Genomic DNA, 16,276 nt, shown 5'->3' on the forward strand with positions numbered 1-16,276 from the left:
CCTTTATAAAGGGCGTTGTTTTTTTATTTTTACGCTTCAACAGATTTCTTTTTCTTAGCAGCTCTTTCGCGCTCACTCTTATCAAGAATCTTTTTACGTAGACGAATTGATTCTGGAGTTACTTCACAGAACTCGTCATCGTTTAAGTACTCTAATGATTCTTCTAAAGTCATTAGGCGTGGTTTCTTCATTGTTGAAGTTTGATCTTTCGTCGCAGAACGAATGTTAGTTTGTTGTTTCATTTTCACAACGTTAACTGTTAAGTCGTTCTCACGAGTGTGTTCTCCTACAATCATACCAGCATATACTTCTGTACCTGGTTCAACGAAGATTACACCACGGTCTTCAACTTGCATAATACCGTATTGTGATGCTTTTCCTGTTTCAAGTGAAACTAGAACACCTTGACGACGTCCACCAACTTGTCCAGCGTGTACTGGTTGGTAGCAATCGAATGTATGGTTTAAAATACCGTAACCACGAGTTAATGTTAAGAATTCTGTTGTGTAACCAATTAAACCACGTGCTGGAACCATGAAAGTAAGGCGAACTTGACCGTTTCCGTTATTCACCATATCTAACATTTCACCTTTACGTGCACCCATAGATTCCATAATAGAACCAGTGTATTCTTCAGGTACATCGATTTGTACACGCTCTACAGGCTCACATCTTACGCCATCAACTTCTTTAATGATTACTTCTGGCTTAGATACTTGTAATTCATAACCTTCACGACGCATGTTTTCAATTAAGATAGATAAATGTAGTTCCCCACGTCCAGATACGATCCACGCATCAGGAGAATCTGTATTATCTACACGTAAACTTACATCTGTTTCTAATTGTGAACGAAGACGCTCTTCAATTTTACGAGATGTAATGTATTTACCTTCACGACCTGCAAATGGGCTGTTATTTACAAGGAACGTCATTTGTAGTGTTGGCTCATCAATACGTAATAATGGTAACGCATCTTGATGTTCAACTGGACATACTGTTTCACCTACGTTAATGTCTTCCATACCAGAAACGGCTACTAAGTCCCCTGCTTTTGCTTCTTCAATTTCTTGACGTTTTAATCCCATGTAACCGAATAATTTCGTTACGCGGAATTGCTTCACGCTTCCGTCTACTTTCATTAAAGCAACTTGTTGTCCAACCTTCATTGTACCGCGGAATACGCGACCAACTCCAATACGTCCAACGTAGTCGTTGTAATCAAGAAGTGCTACTTGGAATTGAAGTGGCTCTTCGCTGTTATCAATTGGTGCTGGAATATGTTCGATAATTGTATCGAATAATGATTTCATATTCTCTTCTTGATTTGCTGGGTTTGAATCTAAGCTTGCTGTTCCGTTCATTGCTGATGCAAATACAACTGGGAACTCTAATTGATCTTCGTTTGCACCAAGCTCAATGAATAAGTCGATTACTTCATCAACTACTTCATCTGGACGAGCGAAGTCACGGTCAATTTTGTTTACAACTACGATTGGAGTTAAGTTTTGCTCAAGAGCTTTCTTTAAAACAAATCGTGTTTGTGGCATACAACCTTCATATGCATCAACAACAAGTAAAACACCATCAACCATTTTCATGATACGTTCTACTTCTCCACCGAAGTCAGCGTGACCAGGTGTATCTAAAATGTTAATTCTTTTATCTTCATAGTGAATCGCTGTATTTTTCGCTAAAATTGTAATACCGCGTTCTCTTTCTAGATCATTTGAATCCATTGCGCGTTCTTCAACGTGTTCGTTCGCACGGAAAGTCCCCGCTTGACGTAATAACTGGTCAACAAGTGTTGTTTTACCATGGTCAACGTGGGCAATAATTGCTATATTACGTAAATCTTGTCGTTTTTTCAACATGTCCAACTCCTAATGTCTTTTTAATCCTTCTCTATTATAAGAGCGAAGGGGATACAATAGCAATTAAAATAAAAGCAAGAATGAAAATATAGTTGTATTCTTACTTTTGTGAAAGTAAAATGAGATTGGAGGGTGAAGAAATGGAACACATTCAATATCGCTTTTTATTAACTGCAATTATCGGTGTTATTTTCTTAATCGGTATCGGCATTATGATTGCTGAAAATAGTCCAATCGGTATTATTATTTGCATTATCGGCACATTTGTTACAGTTGGATACGGTTTTGTAACAAAAAGAAAAATGCGCAAATCACAATAACGCTAAAAAGTAAGAAGCTTATACACAGCCTCTTACTTTTTTTGTTGCTCTCATATAAACGATAACACTTCTTCATACACTCCTGGTTTTGCAACTAACACACTGCTCTTCTCTATGATAGAAAGTGGCGCTCCAGAGAATGTCGTCACCTTACCTCCAACTTCTTCTACAATTATCTGTCCTCCGCCAAAATCCCATGGTGATAATCTCGGCGTTACATATGCATCTATTCTTCCTGTAGCAACGTATACCATCTCTAACGCTGCACAGCCATATGATCTTGTGCCTCTTGCTTTCTTAACAAGTGCCATCATACTTTCCATATTAAGCAATGGATTATCTGTAAGCCATATCGCATTTAAAGCTACAATACCTTGCTCTACAGTTCCTTTTTTCAGTGGAGGAATTGATATATCATTACAAAAAGCTCCAGATCCCTTGACTGCATGATATAGTTCATCATGCACTGGATCATATATAAGTCCAATCTTTCCGATACCGTTCTCATAAATCCCAATTGAAATCGCAAAATTTCTTTTTTGATGAACAAAGTTCATCGTGCCGTCAATTGGATCAATTAACCAAACAACCCCGTCAGAAGACGTTATCTCGTCTCCATAACCCTCTTCTCCTAAAATATTATGATTCGGGAATGTTTCTTTAATTTTCCCAATTAAAAACTGTTCTATCTCTCGGTCCATATTTGTAACTAAGTCAGCTGCATTTGATTTTGTTTCTATAATAAGTGCTTTTTTCATTGATGCCATTAAATGCTCTCCTGCATCCCGAATCCACCGTTTGGCGTGTGCATCAATGTCTTTCCATACTTCTTGCATGTTTAAACACTCCGATCTATACTGTTCACAGAAAAAACGAACCCTTTATAAGGTTCGCACCAACTAATTTTTTATACATATACTATTATTACGCTTCTAAACGAATCATTTCAAGTCTTAACACTTCTAACTTTTGTACACACTCTTCTTTTTTCTGTTTATCATCTTCCATCATCGCATCATATAAAGTTGCTAATTCATAATCTAGCTCCAAACGTAGCACCGGTATTCTCTTTTCAGCATCTGTTCTCTTTAACGCATTAATCACCTGTCTCATATTATTTGCCTCCTCCCAATATTCGTCTGCCCTCGGACTAGAATTAATTCAATTTTCTGATTTTTTGTTTTATACTATACTATGTTGGATAAATCATCTATGCAACAAAATTATATTTTTTTATTTAAATTTTTTTGTGCTGTTTTTTTTATGAATAGTACAAGCTATGCTAAAATAAAAGCAAAATAGGAGTTGGAGGAACAATCATGACAATACAAACATTCAAGTCAACTGATTTTGATGTCTTTACAGTTGATGGTCTCGAAGAACGAATGAGTGCAATTAAAACGAACATTCATCCTAAGCTAGAAGCTTTAGGGGAACAATTTGCAGAATACTTATCCAAACAAACTGATGAGAACTTTTTTTATCATGTTGCAAAACACGCACGCCGCAAAGTCAATCCACCAAACGATACTTGGGTTGCTTTTTCAACAAATAAACGAGGATATAAAATGCTACCGCATTTCCAAATCGGCTTATGGGGTACTCATGCCTTCATATACTTTGGTTTAATCTATGAGTGTCCACAAAAAGTTGAGACGGCTCATGCCTTCTTAGAACATTTAAATGATTTAAAAACAAATATTCCAAATGACTTCGTTTGGTCCATTGACCATACTAAACCAAGTGTGAAATTACATAAAACACTTGAAACCGAAGACTTACAAAAGATGATTGAACGATTAGCTACTGTAAAAAAAGCAGAATTATTAGTTGGTATTCATATATCACCAGAGGAGTTTTCAGCAATGACCAACGAACAATTCCTTGCTAAGATTGAATCTACGATGCAATCACTCCTTCCTTTATATGCACTTTGTAATCGATAGTAGAAAACGGACAATTTATATTGTCCGTTTTTAGTTGTTATCACATTATATCACTTCAGTTTTTATTTTTCAAAATATTTTTTACATTTTTACAAGCTTTTGTTCTTCGACTTCTTTTGCCCTTTGAATAGCACGATATATAGAGTATCCACTTACTTCTTCAAATTCTTTATCAATTTTCTTTTCTTCTGCTTTCGATGGAACAATCTCTTTAAAACGACGATATAAACCCATTAATTCTTCTCTTATAATCCCTTTTTCATAAGCTTTCTCAATCGCTTCATAAAACTTAACAATTGTAACCATTTCCTCATTTGACCAATCATAATCTAACGGATATTGATATTCCATTTCGCACCTCATTTATCATTTCTTCTTGTTTCATTATGCTATCTTAAAGAGAATATTTTATTCTTCATTATAGCCACTCTGCATTATACACTATTTATTCATTTTAATGGAATTGTCTTCCTCTATTCATTAATTGAGGCTAACTATTAAACATACTCACCTTAAAAACATTTTTTTCTATACATCTATAATTATTGGTGATATAATGCTTTTGTTTTATAGAAAGTAAAGTGAAGCTACCATCTCAAAAACGATTTTTTGAATGGCAGAAAAACAAGCCTTATTCTAAAAAGACTAAACTTTTTAGAGCAGGATTATATAAAACAAATTACACTAAATATTATGAAGAAGAAGGGGTGTATAGATTGTCCCAATACGAAACACCATTGTTTACCGCTTTAGTTGAGCACAGTAAGCGAAATCCAATTCAATTCCATATTCCTGGTCATAAAAAAGGACAGGGCATGGATCCTACATTTCGCGAATTTATTGGGCATAATGCATTAGCAATTGATTTAATTAATATTGCGCCACTCGATGATTTACATCATCCAAAAGGTATGATTAAAGAAGCACAGGATTTAGCAGCCGCTGCATTCGGTGCAGATCATACTTTCTTTTCTATTCAAGGTACAAGTGGTGCTATTATGACAATGGTGATGAGCGTTTGCGGTCCTGGTGACAAAATCCTAGTACCACGAAACGTGCATAAGTCAGTAATGTCAGCTATTATTTTCTCAGGCGCAAAACCGATTTTCATGCATCCTGAAATCGATCCGAAGCTCGGTATTTCTCATGGAATCACAATTCAATCTGTCAAAAAAGCACTTGAAGAGCACTCAGATGCAAAGGGCTTACTTGTTATTAACCCAACGTACTTTGGGTTTGCTGCAGACTTAGAACAGATTGTACAATTAGCACATTCTTATGACATCCCTGTACTAGTCGACGAGGCTCATGGTGTTCATATTCATTTTCACGATGAATTACCCATGTCAGCGATGCAAGCTGGTGCAGATATGGCAGCAACAAGTGTTCACAAATTAGGAGGCTCTTTAACTCAAAGTTCTATTCTTAATGTGAAAGAAGGCTTAGTGAATGTAAAGCATGTCCAATCTATTATTAGCATGCTTACGACTACATCAACTTCTTACATCTTGTTAGCATCCCTTGATGTTGCGAGAAAGCGTCTTGCTACAGAAGGAACAGCACTCATAGAACAAACAATACAATTAGCTGAACATGTTCGTGATGCTATAAATTCTATTGAGCATCTTTACTGTCCTGGAAAAGAAATGTTAGGTACAGATGCTACCTTTAACTATGATCCAACAAAGATAATTGTATCTGTAAAAGATTTAGGTATTACCGGCCACCAAGCTGAAGTATGGCTTAGAGAGCAATATAACATTGAAGTAGAACTCTCAGATCTATACAACATACTATGTCTTATCACTTTGGGAGATACAGAAAGTGATACAAATACACTTATTGCAGCTTTACACGATTTAGCAGCAACATTTAGAAATAGGGCAGATAAAGGTGTTCAAATACAAGTAGAGATTCCAGAAATTCCAGTGCTAGCACTTTCTCCTCGAGATGCTTTTTATTCGGAAACAGAAGTCATTCCATTTGAAAATGCAGCGGGTCGTATTATAGCTGATTTTGTTATGGTTTATCCGCCAGGGATTCCAATCTTTACTCCGGGGGAAATTATTACACAAGAAAACTTAGAGTATATTAGGAAAAACTTAGAAGCAGGTTTACCTGTACAAGGTCCTGAAGATATGACCTTACAAACATTACGTGTTATTAAAGAGTACAAGCCTATCAGTTGATAGGCTTTTTTTTTCACCTTTTTTCCTTTTCTTCATACGATACTTAAGAATGTAACGTATAGGTGGGGATACTATTATGATTGTAATAGGCCGTTCTATTGTACATCCTTATATTACAAATGAATATGAGCCATTTGCAGCAGAGAAACAACAAATTTTATCAATAATGGCAGGAAATCAAGAAGTTTATTCCTTCCGAACAGCTGATGAACTCAGCTTTGATCTCAATTTACGAGTTAATATTATTATCTCTGCACTAGAGCTTTTTCAAAGTGGATTTCAGTTTCGCACATTTCAACAATCCTTTTGCAACCCCCAGTATTGGAAAAGAACATCCCTTGGAGGATTCGAGCTTCTTCCAAACATACCATCTTCTATTGCCATACAAGATATTTTTAAAAATGGAAAACTATATGGAACTGAATGCGCAACCGCTATGATCATTATTTTTTATAAAGCTTTACTATCATTGTATGAGGAAGAAACTTTCAATCGTCTATTTGCAAATCTTTTACTTTATACATGGGACTACGATCAAGATCTAAGGCTCATAACAAAAAACGGTGGCGATCTTGTTCCAGGTGACCTCGTTTACTTTAAAAACCCACAAGTGAATCCAGCTACGATTGAGTGGCAAGGAGAAAACACAATCTATTTAGGAAATTTCTTTTTTTACGGACATGGCGTGGGTGTAAAAACAAAAGAAGAAATTATTTATTCATTAAATGAACGAAGAGTCCCTTACGCTTTTATTTCAGCTTTCTTGACTGATACTATTACCCGTATCGATAGCCGTATAATGAGCCAATATGCTTCTTCTAGTACACCACAGACATCCATAAGCTTTATTCCAATTAGAGATGATGCAATCGTTGCAACAGTTGGTCATACAACTACAATTTATTAAAAAAGCGCCTACACATGTAGGCGCTTTTTCTTATTATTAAGCTTTTGTATGTTCTTTATGGTCACATTCGCAATGAGATCCACATTTCCCGTATAGTACTGTTGATTTTTCATCTTCAAAATGTCCAATTGTTCCTTCACATACTTGGCATACGATTGTTCCCATTTTCATTTCCCCCTGAGTTTTAATAGTAATCTATTTATTTATCATTAAGCTTTCGCATTATCTTTTCTAGCACAGTCACAATTTGTTCCACATTTTCCGTAAAGTACCGTCGTTTTCTCATCTTCAAAATGTCCGATTGTTCCTTCACATACTTGGCATACGATTGTTCCCATTTTTCATTTCCCCCTAAGTTTATAATCCCAAAAACTTTTTTGTAACCGCTTAACTTTCTGTCTTTATTTTAATATGTTATACTTTTTACGTCAATAGGTTTTTAGTATAACACATTAAATATTTTTAATTTAAATTAGTATGCGATATTAAAATAAAAAACAGCCATATTTATAAGTACGACTGTTTCACATTAATTATTCTTCATATTCCGCATGTAAAGAAGTTGACGGAACTAGAAATTTGAAAAACTGAGCTAACTCCTTTGCTTCCTCTTCTGATCCTAATTTAAAAATCTCCTGTATATATTGAACATTCTCTACATCATCTCGTCCGAGTAAAGTAGACCTTCCTGTTTGCATACAAACAATGAGCGGCTTTCCAAAAAACATATTTGTATAAATAACACCAAAATCATAACGTGTATCATGTGTCATAAACCCTAAAAATCGTACCTTCACACTTTCATGCTCATCATACAATTTTTCAAACATTAGTTTCCACCTTTCTACATCACGTTTCATTAATAGTATATTAAACAAAACATGTAATACTCCTTTTAATTGTCAAAAAATTCAGTAGGATGTAGAATGATAGTATTCTACTAAGCTAGGGGGAACTTATATGCAACACGCCTTTATTACGCTTGTACCGAAATCCAACCAACAATCAGTTTCAATAGATGATATAAAACAACTTTTTCATTATTATAAAACAGTTACTTCTAAAACTGGTGCCCAAATTAATTACACGTATACAAATACCGCTTTTCCTTATGAAATTTTAGATACATCTACAACAACATTAAAACTTCAATCCACTCACGACCGGTATGACTCAATTTATATTGGTGTTGGTATAGAAAATGAACAATCTTTCATCCAAGTTTCTTTACCACCTAATGCAACATTTGGTGACAAAGGGAAAGCAAATGAATTTTGCCGTTTTTTAGCGAAGAAATTAGAAGGAGAGTTACAATTATTTAATGGAAGAACAATGTATTTTTATAAACGCTAATTTAAAAAATAGATAATATGATTAAAAATAATATACAATTCGAACATGTAAGAAATAAAGCTTGCTTTCTTACGTGCAATACAAAATATGCTATTACATAGGCTAAATATAGAAATACGAAAAAAAGAATAACTTTATAATGAAACTTATCACCATTCGATAATGTTAATACAGTGGAAAAGCCACTCCATAGTAGTAAATGATAAAATATAACATGTAATATTTTCATGGAACCTTCTCCTTTGACATGCTCTATTTTATTAATATATGGGGTTAAGTTTGAATCAATTACATATTATAGGATGATATATATTACCTTTGAAGTAAGTTAAGCCTGAATCATTTGTTAAAGTATTATATATTCATTCGACAAGTACGTTTAAAGACCTTGCAAGTCATTTGATGAAAATAAAAATAGCCCTTCTCTTATTGTAAGAGAAGGGCTATTTACATTACTTAAATTATTTTACAATGTGAATTGGCATTCCAAGAGCAACTTCAGCTGCCTCCATTGTGATTTCACCTAATGTTGGGTGAGCATGGATTGTTTGAGCGATATCTTCAGCTGTCATTCCAGCTTCGATAGCTAAACCAATCTCAGAAATAATATCAGAAGCACCTGCACCTGCAACTTGAGCACCTACAAGAAGACCATCTTCTTTACGTGTTACAAGTTGTAGGAAACCGTCAGTGCTGTTTAATGATAATGCACGACCGTTAGCAGCGAATGGGAACTTAGATACAGTTACAGTCATTCCAGCTTCTTCAGCTTGTTTTTTAGTGTAACCAACAGATGCTAGTTCTGGATCAGTGAAGCATACTGCAGGAATTCCGATGTAATCGATAGCTGATGCATGGCCACTAATTGCTTCTACAGCTACTTTACCTTCGTAAGAAGCTTTGTGAGCTAATGGTGGTCCAGGAACGATATCACCGATTGCATAGATGTTTGGTACATTTGTACGACATTGCTCATCGATTTCGATGATGCCGCGGTCAGTCATTTTAACTCCAACTTGCTCAAGACCGATTTCTTGAGTGTTTGGACGACGACCTACAGTTACTAATACGTAGTCTGCTTCTACAGTTTGGATTTCACCTTTAACTTCAAAGCTAACTTTTACGCCAGTTTCTGTTTCTTCAACGCCTTTAGCCATAGCTTTTGTATGGATATTTACGTTACCTTTTTTCTGTAGAGCACGTTTAACAACAGAGCTCATAGCTTTTTCGAAACCAGCTAAGATTTCGTCGCCAGCTTCTACTACAGTAACTTCTGTACCGAAGTTAGCATATGCAGTACCTAATTCCATACCGATGTAACCGCCGCCGATTACAACAAGTTTTTTAGGAATTTCAGGTAAGCTTAAAGCACCTGTAGAGTTGATAACACGTTTAGAGTATTTGAATCCTGGAATTTCGATTGGTGTAGAACCAGTTGCAAGAACAGCATTTTTAAACGTATAAGTTTGAGCTGCATCTTCAGTCATAACGCGTAATGTATTAGCATCTACGAAGTAAGCTTCACCGCGAATGATTTCAACTTTGTTACCTTTAAGAAGGCCTTCAACACCGCCAGTTAATTTCTTAACTACGCCGTTTTTCCATTCTTGAACTTTTGTAAAGTCAACTTTTACGTTTTCTGCAGTAATACCCATGTCATCAGAATGCATTGCATTCTCATAACGATGACCTGCATTGATTAACGCTTTTGAAGGAATACATCCAACGTTTAAGCATACGCCACCAAGGTTAGCTTTTTCAATGATTGCTACCTTTTGACCTAATTGTGCTGCACGAATTGCCGCAACGTATCCACCAGGACCTGCACCAACAACGACTGTATCTAATTCAATTGGGAAATCTCCTACTACCATTGTTATTACGCCTCCATTACTAATAATTGTGGGTCATTCAATAGACGTTTAATTTGGTTTAACGCTTTTTGAGCAGTTGCACCGTCAATTAAACGATGGTCAAAGCTTAGAGATAATGCTAATACTGGAGCTGCAACGATCTCACCGTTTTTCACAACTGGTTTTTCAGCGATACGGCCGATACCAAGGATTGCTACTTCTGGGTGGTTGATAACTGGAGTGAACCATTGTCCACCTGCAGAACCAATGTTTGTAATTGTGCAAGAAGCACCTTTCATTTCAGCTGGAGCTAGACGACCTTCACGTGCTTTACCAGCAAGATCATTGATCTCGTTAGAGATTGTGAAGATAGACTTACGATCTGTATCTTTAACAACTGGTACTAATAGACCTTTGTCTGTATCAGCTGCGATACCGATGTTGAAGTAATGTTTATGAACTACTTCTTGAGATGCATCGTCTAAAGAAGTGTTTAACATTGGGTATTCACGTAATGCAGATGTTAAAGCTTTAACAACGTACGGAAGGTAAGTTAATTTAATACCTTTGTCAGCTGCTACTGCTTTGAACTTCTTACGGTGAGCAACAAGTTCTGTTACATCTACTTCATCCATTAATGTTACGTGAGGAGCTGTGTGTTTAGAGTTAACCATTGCTTTCGCAATCGCTTTACGGATACCACTCATTTTCTCACGAGTTTCTGGATATTCACCAGCTGGGATTGGTTGTGCTTTTGGTGCTTCTTCTTTCGCTGCTGCTGGAGTAGCTTCTACTGCTGCTGGAGCCTCAGTTGCTGCTACAGTTTGTCCACCATTTGCAAATGCATCGATGTCAGCTTTTACGATACGGCCATTCTTACCAGTACCAGCTACTTTATGAATGTCTACACCTTTTTCACGAGCGTATTTACGAACAGATGGCATAGCAATTACGCGCTCATTTACTACTTCTGCAGTTGCTGCTGGAGTAGCTTCCGCTGCTGGAGCTTCTACTGCTGCTTCTTCAGCTTTTGGAGCTTCATCATGATCGTCACCTTTAAATTTAAGGTTTTCGTATCCAGGAGCATCAAATTTAATTAATGTATCTCCTACGATTGCAACTGTTCCTTCTTCTACAAGTACTTCAAGTACTTTACCTTTAACAGGAGAAGGGATTTCTACTACTGCTTTATCATTTTGTACTTCAAGAAGTACATCGTCTTCGTTTACTTCATCGCCTGGTTTAATAAACCATTTTACGATTTCACCTTCGTGGATACCTTCACCGATATCTGGTAGTTTAAATTCAAATGCCACGGAATTCAGCCCCCTGATTCATTTCATTATTATGGAATATGTACAAAAGAAACCAGCATGTGCTGATTTCTTTTGCACATGAAAAGCTAAAAATTAGAAGTTCATTACTTTGTTTACAGCTTCAACAATATCTTTGTGGTTTGGTAACCATACGCTCTCTGCTTGAGAGAATGGGAATACTGTATCAGCAGCTGCAACACGTACAACTGGAGCTTCTAAGTTTAAGATTGCACGGTCGTTAATTTCCGCTACAACGTTAGCTGCAATACCAGCTTGTTTTTGAGCTTCTTGAACTACAACTACGCGACCTGTTTTTTCAACAGAAGCGATGATTGTTTCGATATCTAATGGTTGAACTGTACGTAAGTCAACAACCTCTAAAGAGATACCTTCTTTTTCAAGTTCTTCAGCAGCTTTTAATGCAGCGTGAACCATAGCACCGTAAGCGATAACAGATACATCTGTACCTTCACGTTTGATATCAGCTTTACCTAAATCAATTGTGTAATCACCTTCTGGTACCTCTTGACGGAATGAACGGTACAATTTCATATGCTCTAAGTAGATAACTGGATCGTTGTCACGAATCGCAGAGATTAAAAGACCTTTAGCATCGTATGGAGTAGATGGAATAACAACTTTTAGACCAGGTTGTTGAGCCACTAATCCTTCTAAGCTATCAGCATGTAGTTCAGGAGTATGAACACCACCACCGAATGGAGAACGAACTGTTACTGGAGCAGTCCAACGTCCACCAGAACGGTAACGCATACGAGCTAATTGACCAGAAATTGAATCCATTACTTCATAAACGAAACCGAAGAATTGGATTTCTGGAACTGGACGGAATCCTTCAAGTGCAAGACCAACTGCAAGTCCACCAATACCAGACTCTGCAAGTGGAGTATCCATTACACGATCTTCACCAAATTCAGCTTGTAAACCTTCAGTAGCACGGAATACACCGCCGTTTACACCAACGTCTTCACCAAATACAAGTACGTTAGGGTCATTTTTCATTTCAACGCGTAAAGCATCAGTGATTGCTTGAATCATTGTCATTTGAGCCATGGCTTACTTCGACTCCTTTTCTTTGTAGATTTCATATTGTTCAGCTAAGTTGTAAGGCATTTTTTCGTACATGATTTCCATTAAATCAGTTACTTTTTGTTTTGGAGCTTGGTCAGCCTTAGCAATTGCTTGTTTGATATCTTCTTTTGCTTCTTCGATTACTGTCTCTTCAACTTCTTGAGACCATAGGCCTTTAGCTTCTAAGAACTTACGGAAGCGTACGATTGGGTCTTTTTGTTCCCATTCGTTTTCGATATCTTTTGTACGGTAACGAGTTGGGTCATCACCAGCCATTGTATGTGGACCGTAACGGAATGTTAAAGTCTCGATTAAAGTAGGGCCTTCGCCATTTACTGCGCGCTCACGAGCAAAAGCAGTTGCTGCGTATACAGCTAATGGATCCATACCGTCTACTTGAATTCCGTAAATACCTGCTGCTACTGCTTTTTGTGCTACAGTTTTAGCTGCAGATTGCTTTTCTACTGGAGTAGAGATTGCATAACGGTTGTTTTGAACAACGAAGATTGCTGGAGCTTTGAATGCACCTGCAAAGTTCATACCTTCGTAGAAGTCACCTTGTGAAGCACCACCGTCACCAGTATAAGTAATTGCAACAGATTTTTTACCACGTAGTTTCATACCTAACGCAACACCAGCAGTTTGGATGATTTGCGCACCGATAATGATCTGTGGAGCTAATGCATTTACATTCTCAGGCATTTGGTTACCCATGAAGTGTCCACGAGAGAATAAGAATGCTTGGTATAATGGTAATCCGTGCCATACTAATTGTGGTACATCACGGTATCCTGGTAAGATGAAGTCTTCTGCTTCAAGTGCGAAATGACTTGCTAATTGAGAAGCTTCTTGTCCAGCTGTAGGTGCGTAGAAACCTAAACGTCCTTGACGGTTTAAAGAAATAGAACGTTGATCTAATACGCGAGTATACACCATACGACGCATTAATTCTTTTAATTGATCATCAGATAATTCAGGCATAGCTGCTTCATTCACAACTTCACCGTTTTCATTTAAAATTTGTAATGTTTCAAATTGAGCTGCGATAGCTTTCATTTGCTCATCAACATTAAATAGGGTCTTTTTTGTTTTAGTACCCATTCCGTTCACCTCTTCCTCTCTTGAACCATATTCTGAAACGCTTTCACTGGCTATTTTCCAGTTTAAAAAGCGCAACGATGTAAACCAACATGTTTGTATGTCGGTTGAGAATAATTTTGTGTACCTAACAATCTGTACTAATGTTTTTTCAGAAACATATTAATACAATCTTGATCACGTTTTTTAGTTTACAACTATTCTAATTACGATGTCAATTACTTTGAATACGTTTTTTTATAAATAATATGCAGGTTTCTACTACACAAACGTGTTTTTATTTTTTACATCTGTATTAGTAAGCATTGACCTACTGTTATATTATTCCCTTTTTCACTTATTTTTTCTCTTAGAATAATATGTAAACGATTTAATTCTCTTTAGTTTTTCTCTCTTCGTAACAAAAATATACAAACTACTCTTCCTTTTTTAGGTAAATACCTATACATTTCTACCCTCTCTTCCATACATTATAGTAACCGCAGTATTAGCGGGAAATGATAAAGGAGGTCATCTCATGTACGGATACTCATATTGCTATCCAACTTGTTCATATCCTTCCTACGGTTATGGCGGTTCTTGTGGCGGGTCTGGACGCGGCTTCGCCTTAATCGTTGTGTTGTTTATTCTTTTAATTATCGTTGGTGCTGCTTGCATTCGCTAATGTAAAACGAAACAACTATGGAAAGAAAAAGACGGCTTTGCCGTCTTTTTCTTTTTATCACATACATAACTACTCTATAATAGAACAATTTCCAAAATGCCTTCCCTTTCTTGCCGATGACTTTTTCCATCTCCTTTGGTAGACTAAAGAGGAAAGGAGAGATTACATATGCTTACAATGAAAGATGTTATTCGCGAAGGAGATCCTATTTTGCGCAACGTTGCAGAAGAGGTGTCATTACCGGCAAGCGAAGAAGATACAACTACCTTAAAAGAAATGATTGAATTCGTAATAAATAGCCAAGATCCTGAAATGGCTGAAAAATATAGTTTACGCCCTGGAATCGGATTAGCGGCTCCGCAAATCGGTGTTTCAAAAAAAATGATTGCAGTTCATGTAACCGATGCGGATGGTACATTATATAGCCATGCATTATTCAATCCAAAAATCATTAGCCATTCTGTTGAACGTACATATTTACAGGGTGGTGAAGGCTGTCTGTCTGTAGACCGCGAAGTACCTGGTTATGTTCCTCGTTATACAAGAATTACAGTAAAAGCAACTTCTATTAACGGAGAAGAAGTAAAATTACGTTTAAAAGGTTTACCAGCAATCGTATTCCAACACGAGATTGATCATTTAAATGGCGTTATGTTCTATGACCATATCAATAAAGAAAATCCTTTTGCCGCTCCTGATGATTCCAAACCTCTAGAGCGATAATAATAAAAAGGCGGAAGTTAATCTTCCGCCTTTTTATTATGAAATGGGTTCCATATTCACTTATAGCAATCCAGCCCACTTTAGTCCATGATATATACCGTCTTCATTAACATCCTTTGTCACATGATTTGCAAGTTTTTTCAAGTCTTCATGGCCATTTCCCATCACAATACCTGTGCCAACGGCTTCGATCATTTCTAAATCATTTAAGCCATCTCCAAATGCATACACTTGATCACGATTAAAACCTAACTTTTCAATGTATTTCTCAATTCCTTTTGCCTTAGAACCACCATTCGGAATGATATCCATTGAATATGCATGCCAACGAATAAAATGAAAATCTGGATAATGATTAATAAACTTTTCCTCTTCATTTACTTCACAAAAAAGTAGTGTTTGATAAATATTACGTTCCTCATAAAAATTAGGCTCATATGCTGGATGCTCAAAGTTTAAGCTTCCAAAGCCTTCTTTCACATAATCATGATATTCCACTGATGCTCTCATATCTTGATGGTCAAGATATACAAGTGGATATCCTTCTTGTTTTGCAAACTGAGTAAACCTATGTAAAGCATCTGGATGTAACGGATTATTAAATATTACCTCATCTTCAAAGACAACATATTGTCCATTAAAACTAACATAATTATGTATATTAAGTTCCCTGCGAATATCTTCGAACATAAATGGCGCGCGCCCTGTCGCAATTGCTACATGTACACCTTTTTCTTGTAACTGTTTTACTGCATCTCGTGTAGATTGCGGAATTTTTTTATCATGATCTAATAATGTTCCATCAATATCAAAAAAGACAATTTTATCATTCATTTGTCAAAATCCTTTCTGGCACTCTATATTCCTATTTTGAATATCACTTTTCAAATTCTAAAAAAAAGTATAACATATTAAACATCTGTGAAGAAAGCGTTCCCTTTCTG

At 36.4% G+C, this 16,276-nt stretch carries 20 protein-coding genes; 7 read left to right on the plus strand and 13 right to left on the minus strand.

Annotated elements, in window-relative coordinates; all coding sequences use genetic code 11:
• Positions 1-29: 29 nt before the first annotated feature.
• Positions 30-1,874, minus strand: a complete 1,845-nt coding sequence (gene typA / locus HMPREF2590_RS05625) for a translational GTPase TypA (protein ID WP_000914762.1) — start codon at positions 1,872-1,874, stop codon at positions 30-32.
• Positions 1,875-2,014: 140 nt separating this feature from the next.
• Between typA and HMPREF2590_RS05630 the strand changes: the two genes are divergently transcribed.
• Entirely contained in the window at positions 2,015-2,194 is a 180-nt protein-coding gene (locus HMPREF2590_RS05630; RefSeq protein ID WP_000400127.1) for a DUF5325 family protein, read from the plus strand.
• Positions 2,195-2,244: 50 nt separating this feature from the next.
• On the opposite strand, the gene HMPREF2590_RS05635 is transcribed toward HMPREF2590_RS05630, so the two are convergent.
• Complete coding sequence (locus tag HMPREF2590_RS05635; protein WP_001158703.1) at positions 2,245-3,030, minus strand: inositol monophosphatase family protein; 786 nt, start codon at positions 3,028-3,030, stop codon at positions 2,245-2,247.
• An 88-nt stretch (positions 3,031-3,118) separates the two neighbouring features.
• Entirely contained in the window at positions 3,119-3,307 is a 189-nt protein-coding gene (locus tag HMPREF2590_RS05640; protein WP_001250164.1) for a hypothetical protein, read from the minus strand.
• A gap of 206 nt (positions 3,308-3,513) precedes the next feature.
• Here HMPREF2590_RS05640 and HMPREF2590_RS05645 point away from each other — a divergent pair, with 206 nt between their 5' ends.
• Positions 3,514-4,140: a YktB family protein gene (locus HMPREF2590_RS05645; protein ID WP_000155317.1), complete on the plus strand. Its 627-nt coding sequence runs from the start codon at positions 3,514-3,516 to the stop codon at positions 4,138-4,140.
• 81 nt (positions 4,141-4,221) lie between these two features.
• On the opposite strand, the gene HMPREF2590_RS05650 is transcribed toward HMPREF2590_RS05645, so the two are convergent.
• On the minus strand, positions 4,222-4,491 hold the full coding sequence (locus HMPREF2590_RS05650; RefSeq protein ID WP_000456549.1) for a UPF0223 family protein: 270 nt from the start codon (positions 4,489-4,491) through the stop codon (positions 4,222-4,224).
• A gap of 365 nt (positions 4,492-4,856) precedes the next feature.
• On the opposite strand from HMPREF2590_RS05650, the gene speA reads away from it, so the two are divergent.
• Positions 4,857-6,329 carry an arginine decarboxylase gene (gene speA / locus HMPREF2590_RS05655; protein ID WP_000084897.1) on the plus strand — a complete coding sequence of 491 codons (1,473 nt, stop codon included), beginning with the start codon at positions 4,857-4,859 and terminating at the stop codon, positions 6,327-6,329.
• 76 nt (positions 6,330-6,405) lie between these two features.
• Complete coding sequence (locus HMPREF2590_RS05660; protein WP_000635342.1) at positions 6,406-7,236, plus strand: protein-glutamine gamma-glutamyltransferase; 831 nt, start codon at positions 6,406-6,408, stop codon at positions 7,234-7,236.
• A gap of 36 nt (positions 7,237-7,272) precedes the next feature.
• Here the strand turns inward: HMPREF2590_RS05660 and HMPREF2590_RS05665 are convergent, their stop codons facing one another.
• The 3 genes from HMPREF2590_RS05665 to HMPREF2590_RS05675 form a co-directional block, all read right to left on the minus strand.
• On the minus strand, positions 7,273-7,401 hold the full coding sequence (locus HMPREF2590_RS05665; protein ID WP_000536796.1) for a GapA-binding peptide SR1P: 129 nt from the start codon (positions 7,399-7,401) through the stop codon (positions 7,273-7,275).
• Positions 7,402-7,445: 44 nt separating this feature from the next.
• Complete coding sequence (locus tag HMPREF2590_RS05670; protein WP_000536803.1) at positions 7,446-7,574, minus strand: GapA-binding peptide SR1P; 129 nt, start codon at positions 7,572-7,574, stop codon at positions 7,446-7,448.
• Between the two features lie 195 nt (positions 7,575-7,769).
• Positions 7,770-8,066 (minus strand): DUF3055 domain-containing protein, encoded by a 297-nt coding sequence (locus tag HMPREF2590_RS05675; RefSeq protein ID WP_000462038.1) that lies wholly within the window; start codon positions 8,064-8,066, stop codon positions 7,770-7,772.
• Between the two features lie 130 nt (positions 8,067-8,196).
• On the opposite strand from HMPREF2590_RS05675, the gene HMPREF2590_RS05680 reads away from it, so the two are divergent.
• The gene (locus tag HMPREF2590_RS05680) at positions 8,197-8,589 is read left to right on the plus strand and encodes a DUF1885 family protein (protein ID WP_001163302.1); all 393 of its coding nucleotides are present in this window, start codon (positions 8,197-8,199) and stop codon (positions 8,587-8,589) included.
• Between the two features lies 1 nt (position 8,590).
• Here HMPREF2590_RS05680 and HMPREF2590_RS05685 read toward each other — a convergent pair whose 3' ends face one another.
• The 5 genes from HMPREF2590_RS05685 to pdhA form a co-directional block, all read right to left on the minus strand.
• A complete protein-coding gene (locus HMPREF2590_RS05685; protein ID WP_000697469.1) occupies positions 8,591-8,818 on the minus strand; it encodes a hypothetical protein in 228 nt (75 codons plus the stop codon).
• A gap of 232 nt (positions 8,819-9,050) precedes the next feature.
• The gene (gene lpdA / locus HMPREF2590_RS05690) at positions 9,051-10,463 is read right to left on the minus strand and encodes a dihydrolipoyl dehydrogenase (RefSeq protein ID WP_000260104.1); all 1,413 of its coding nucleotides are present in this window, start codon (positions 10,461-10,463) and stop codon (positions 9,051-9,053) included.
• Between the two features lie 5 nt (positions 10,464-10,468).
• A complete protein-coding gene (pdhC, locus tag HMPREF2590_RS05695; RefSeq protein ID WP_000863419.1) occupies positions 10,469-11,758 on the minus strand; it encodes a pyruvate dehydrogenase complex dihydrolipoyllysine-residue acetyltransferase in 1,290 nt (429 codons plus the stop codon).
• Positions 11,759-11,851: 93 nt separating this feature from the next.
• Entirely contained in the window at positions 11,852-12,829 is a 978-nt protein-coding gene (gene pdhB / locus HMPREF2590_RS05700) for a pyruvate dehydrogenase complex E1 component subunit beta (RefSeq protein WP_000068168.1), read from the minus strand.
• A gap of 3 nt (positions 12,830-12,832) precedes the next feature.
• Positions 12,833-13,948, minus strand: a complete 1,116-nt coding sequence (gene pdhA / locus HMPREF2590_RS05705) for a pyruvate dehydrogenase E1 component subunit alpha (protein ID WP_000536895.1) — start codon at positions 13,946-13,948, stop codon at positions 12,833-12,835.
• A gap of 514 nt (positions 13,949-14,462) precedes the next feature.
• Here pdhA and HMPREF2590_RS05710 point away from each other — a divergent pair.
• Entirely contained in the window at positions 14,463-14,609 is a 147-nt protein-coding gene (locus HMPREF2590_RS05710; RefSeq protein ID WP_000274562.1) for a YjcZ family sporulation protein, read from the plus strand.
• A gap of 168 nt (positions 14,610-14,777) precedes the next feature.
• On the plus strand, positions 14,778-15,332 hold the full coding sequence (gene def, locus HMPREF2590_RS05715; protein WP_000957048.1) for a peptide deformylase: 555 nt from the start codon (positions 14,778-14,780) through the stop codon (positions 15,330-15,332).
• A gap of 60 nt (positions 15,333-15,392) precedes the next feature.
• Here the strand turns inward: def and HMPREF2590_RS05720 are convergent, their stop codons facing one another.
• Positions 15,393-16,166: a Cof-type HAD-IIB family hydrolase gene (locus tag HMPREF2590_RS05720; protein WP_000998279.1), complete on the minus strand. Its 774-nt coding sequence runs from the start codon at positions 16,164-16,166 to the stop codon at positions 15,393-15,395.
• Positions 16,167-16,276 lie beyond the last annotated feature (110 nt).

Origin of the sequence: Bacillus sp. HMSC036E02 (genome assembly GCF_001836235.1) — a bacterium.
Classification (GTDB): Bacteria; Bacillota; Bacilli; order Bacillales; family Bacillaceae_G; genus Bacillus_A; species Bacillus_A cereus.

What these genes read in the sequence shown, in the direction of transcription:
- HMPREF2590_RS05710 (WP_000274562.1), top strand. Translation starts at nt 14,463, where the DNA reads ATGTACGGATACTCATATTGCTATCCAACTTGTTCATATCCTTCCTAC.
- HMPREF2590_RS05670 (WP_000536803.1), bottom strand. Translation starts at nt 7,574, where the DNA reads ATGGGAACAATCGTATGCCAAGTATGTGAAGGAACAATCGGACATTTT.
- HMPREF2590_RS05630 (WP_000400127.1), top strand. Translation starts at nt 2,015, where the DNA reads ATGGAACACATTCAATATCGCTTTTTATTAACTGCAATTATCGGTGTT.
- HMPREF2590_RS05685 (WP_000697469.1), bottom strand. Translation starts at nt 8,818, where the DNA reads ATGAAAATATTACATGTTATATTTTATCATTTACTACTATGGAGTGGC.
- HMPREF2590_RS05665 (WP_000536796.1), bottom strand. Translation starts at nt 7,401, where the DNA reads ATGGGAACAATCGTATGCCAAGTATGTGAAGGAACAATTGGACATTTT.
- pdhB (WP_000068168.1), bottom strand. Translation starts at nt 12,829, where the DNA reads ATGGCTCAAATGACAATGATTCAAGCAATCACTGATGCTTTACGCGTT.
- typA (WP_000914762.1), bottom strand. Translation starts at nt 1,874, where the DNA reads ATGTTGAAAAAACGACAAGATTTACGTAATATAGCAATTATTGCCCAC.
- HMPREF2590_RS05680 (WP_001163302.1), top strand. Translation starts at nt 8,197, where the DNA reads ATGCAACACGCCTTTATTACGCTTGTACCGAAATCCAACCAACAATCA.
- HMPREF2590_RS05660 (WP_000635342.1), top strand. Translation starts at nt 6,406, where the DNA reads ATGATTGTAATAGGCCGTTCTATTGTACATCCTTATATTACAAATGAA.
- def (WP_000957048.1), top strand. Translation starts at nt 14,778, where the DNA reads ATGCTTACAATGAAAGATGTTATTCGCGAAGGAGATCCTATTTTGCGC.
- HMPREF2590_RS05645 (WP_000155317.1), top strand. Translation starts at nt 3,514, where the DNA reads ATGACAATACAAACATTCAAGTCAACTGATTTTGATGTCTTTACAGTT.
- HMPREF2590_RS05640 (WP_001250164.1), bottom strand. Translation starts at nt 3,307, where the DNA reads ATGAGACAGGTGATTAATGCGTTAAAGAGAACAGATGCTGAAAAGAGA.
- HMPREF2590_RS05635 (WP_001158703.1), bottom strand. Translation starts at nt 3,030, where the DNA reads ATGCAAGAAGTATGGAAAGACATTGATGCACACGCCAAACGGTGGATT.
- HMPREF2590_RS05675 (WP_000462038.1), bottom strand. Translation starts at nt 8,066, where the DNA reads ATGTTTGAAAAATTGTATGATGAGCATGAAAGTGTGAAGGTACGATTT.
- HMPREF2590_RS05720 (WP_000998279.1), bottom strand. Translation starts at nt 16,166, where the DNA reads ATGAATGATAAAATTGTCTTTTTTGATATTGATGGAACATTATTAGAT.
- HMPREF2590_RS05650 (WP_000456549.1), bottom strand. Translation starts at nt 4,491, where the DNA reads ATGGAATATCAATATCCGTTAGATTATGATTGGTCAAATGAGGAAATG.
- pdhA (WP_000536895.1), bottom strand. Translation starts at nt 13,948, where the DNA reads ATGGGTACTAAAACAAAAAAGACCCTATTTAATGTTGATGAGCAAATG.
- lpdA (WP_000260104.1), bottom strand. Translation starts at nt 10,463, where the DNA reads ATGGTAGTAGGAGATTTCCCAATTGAATTAGATACAGTCGTTGTTGGT.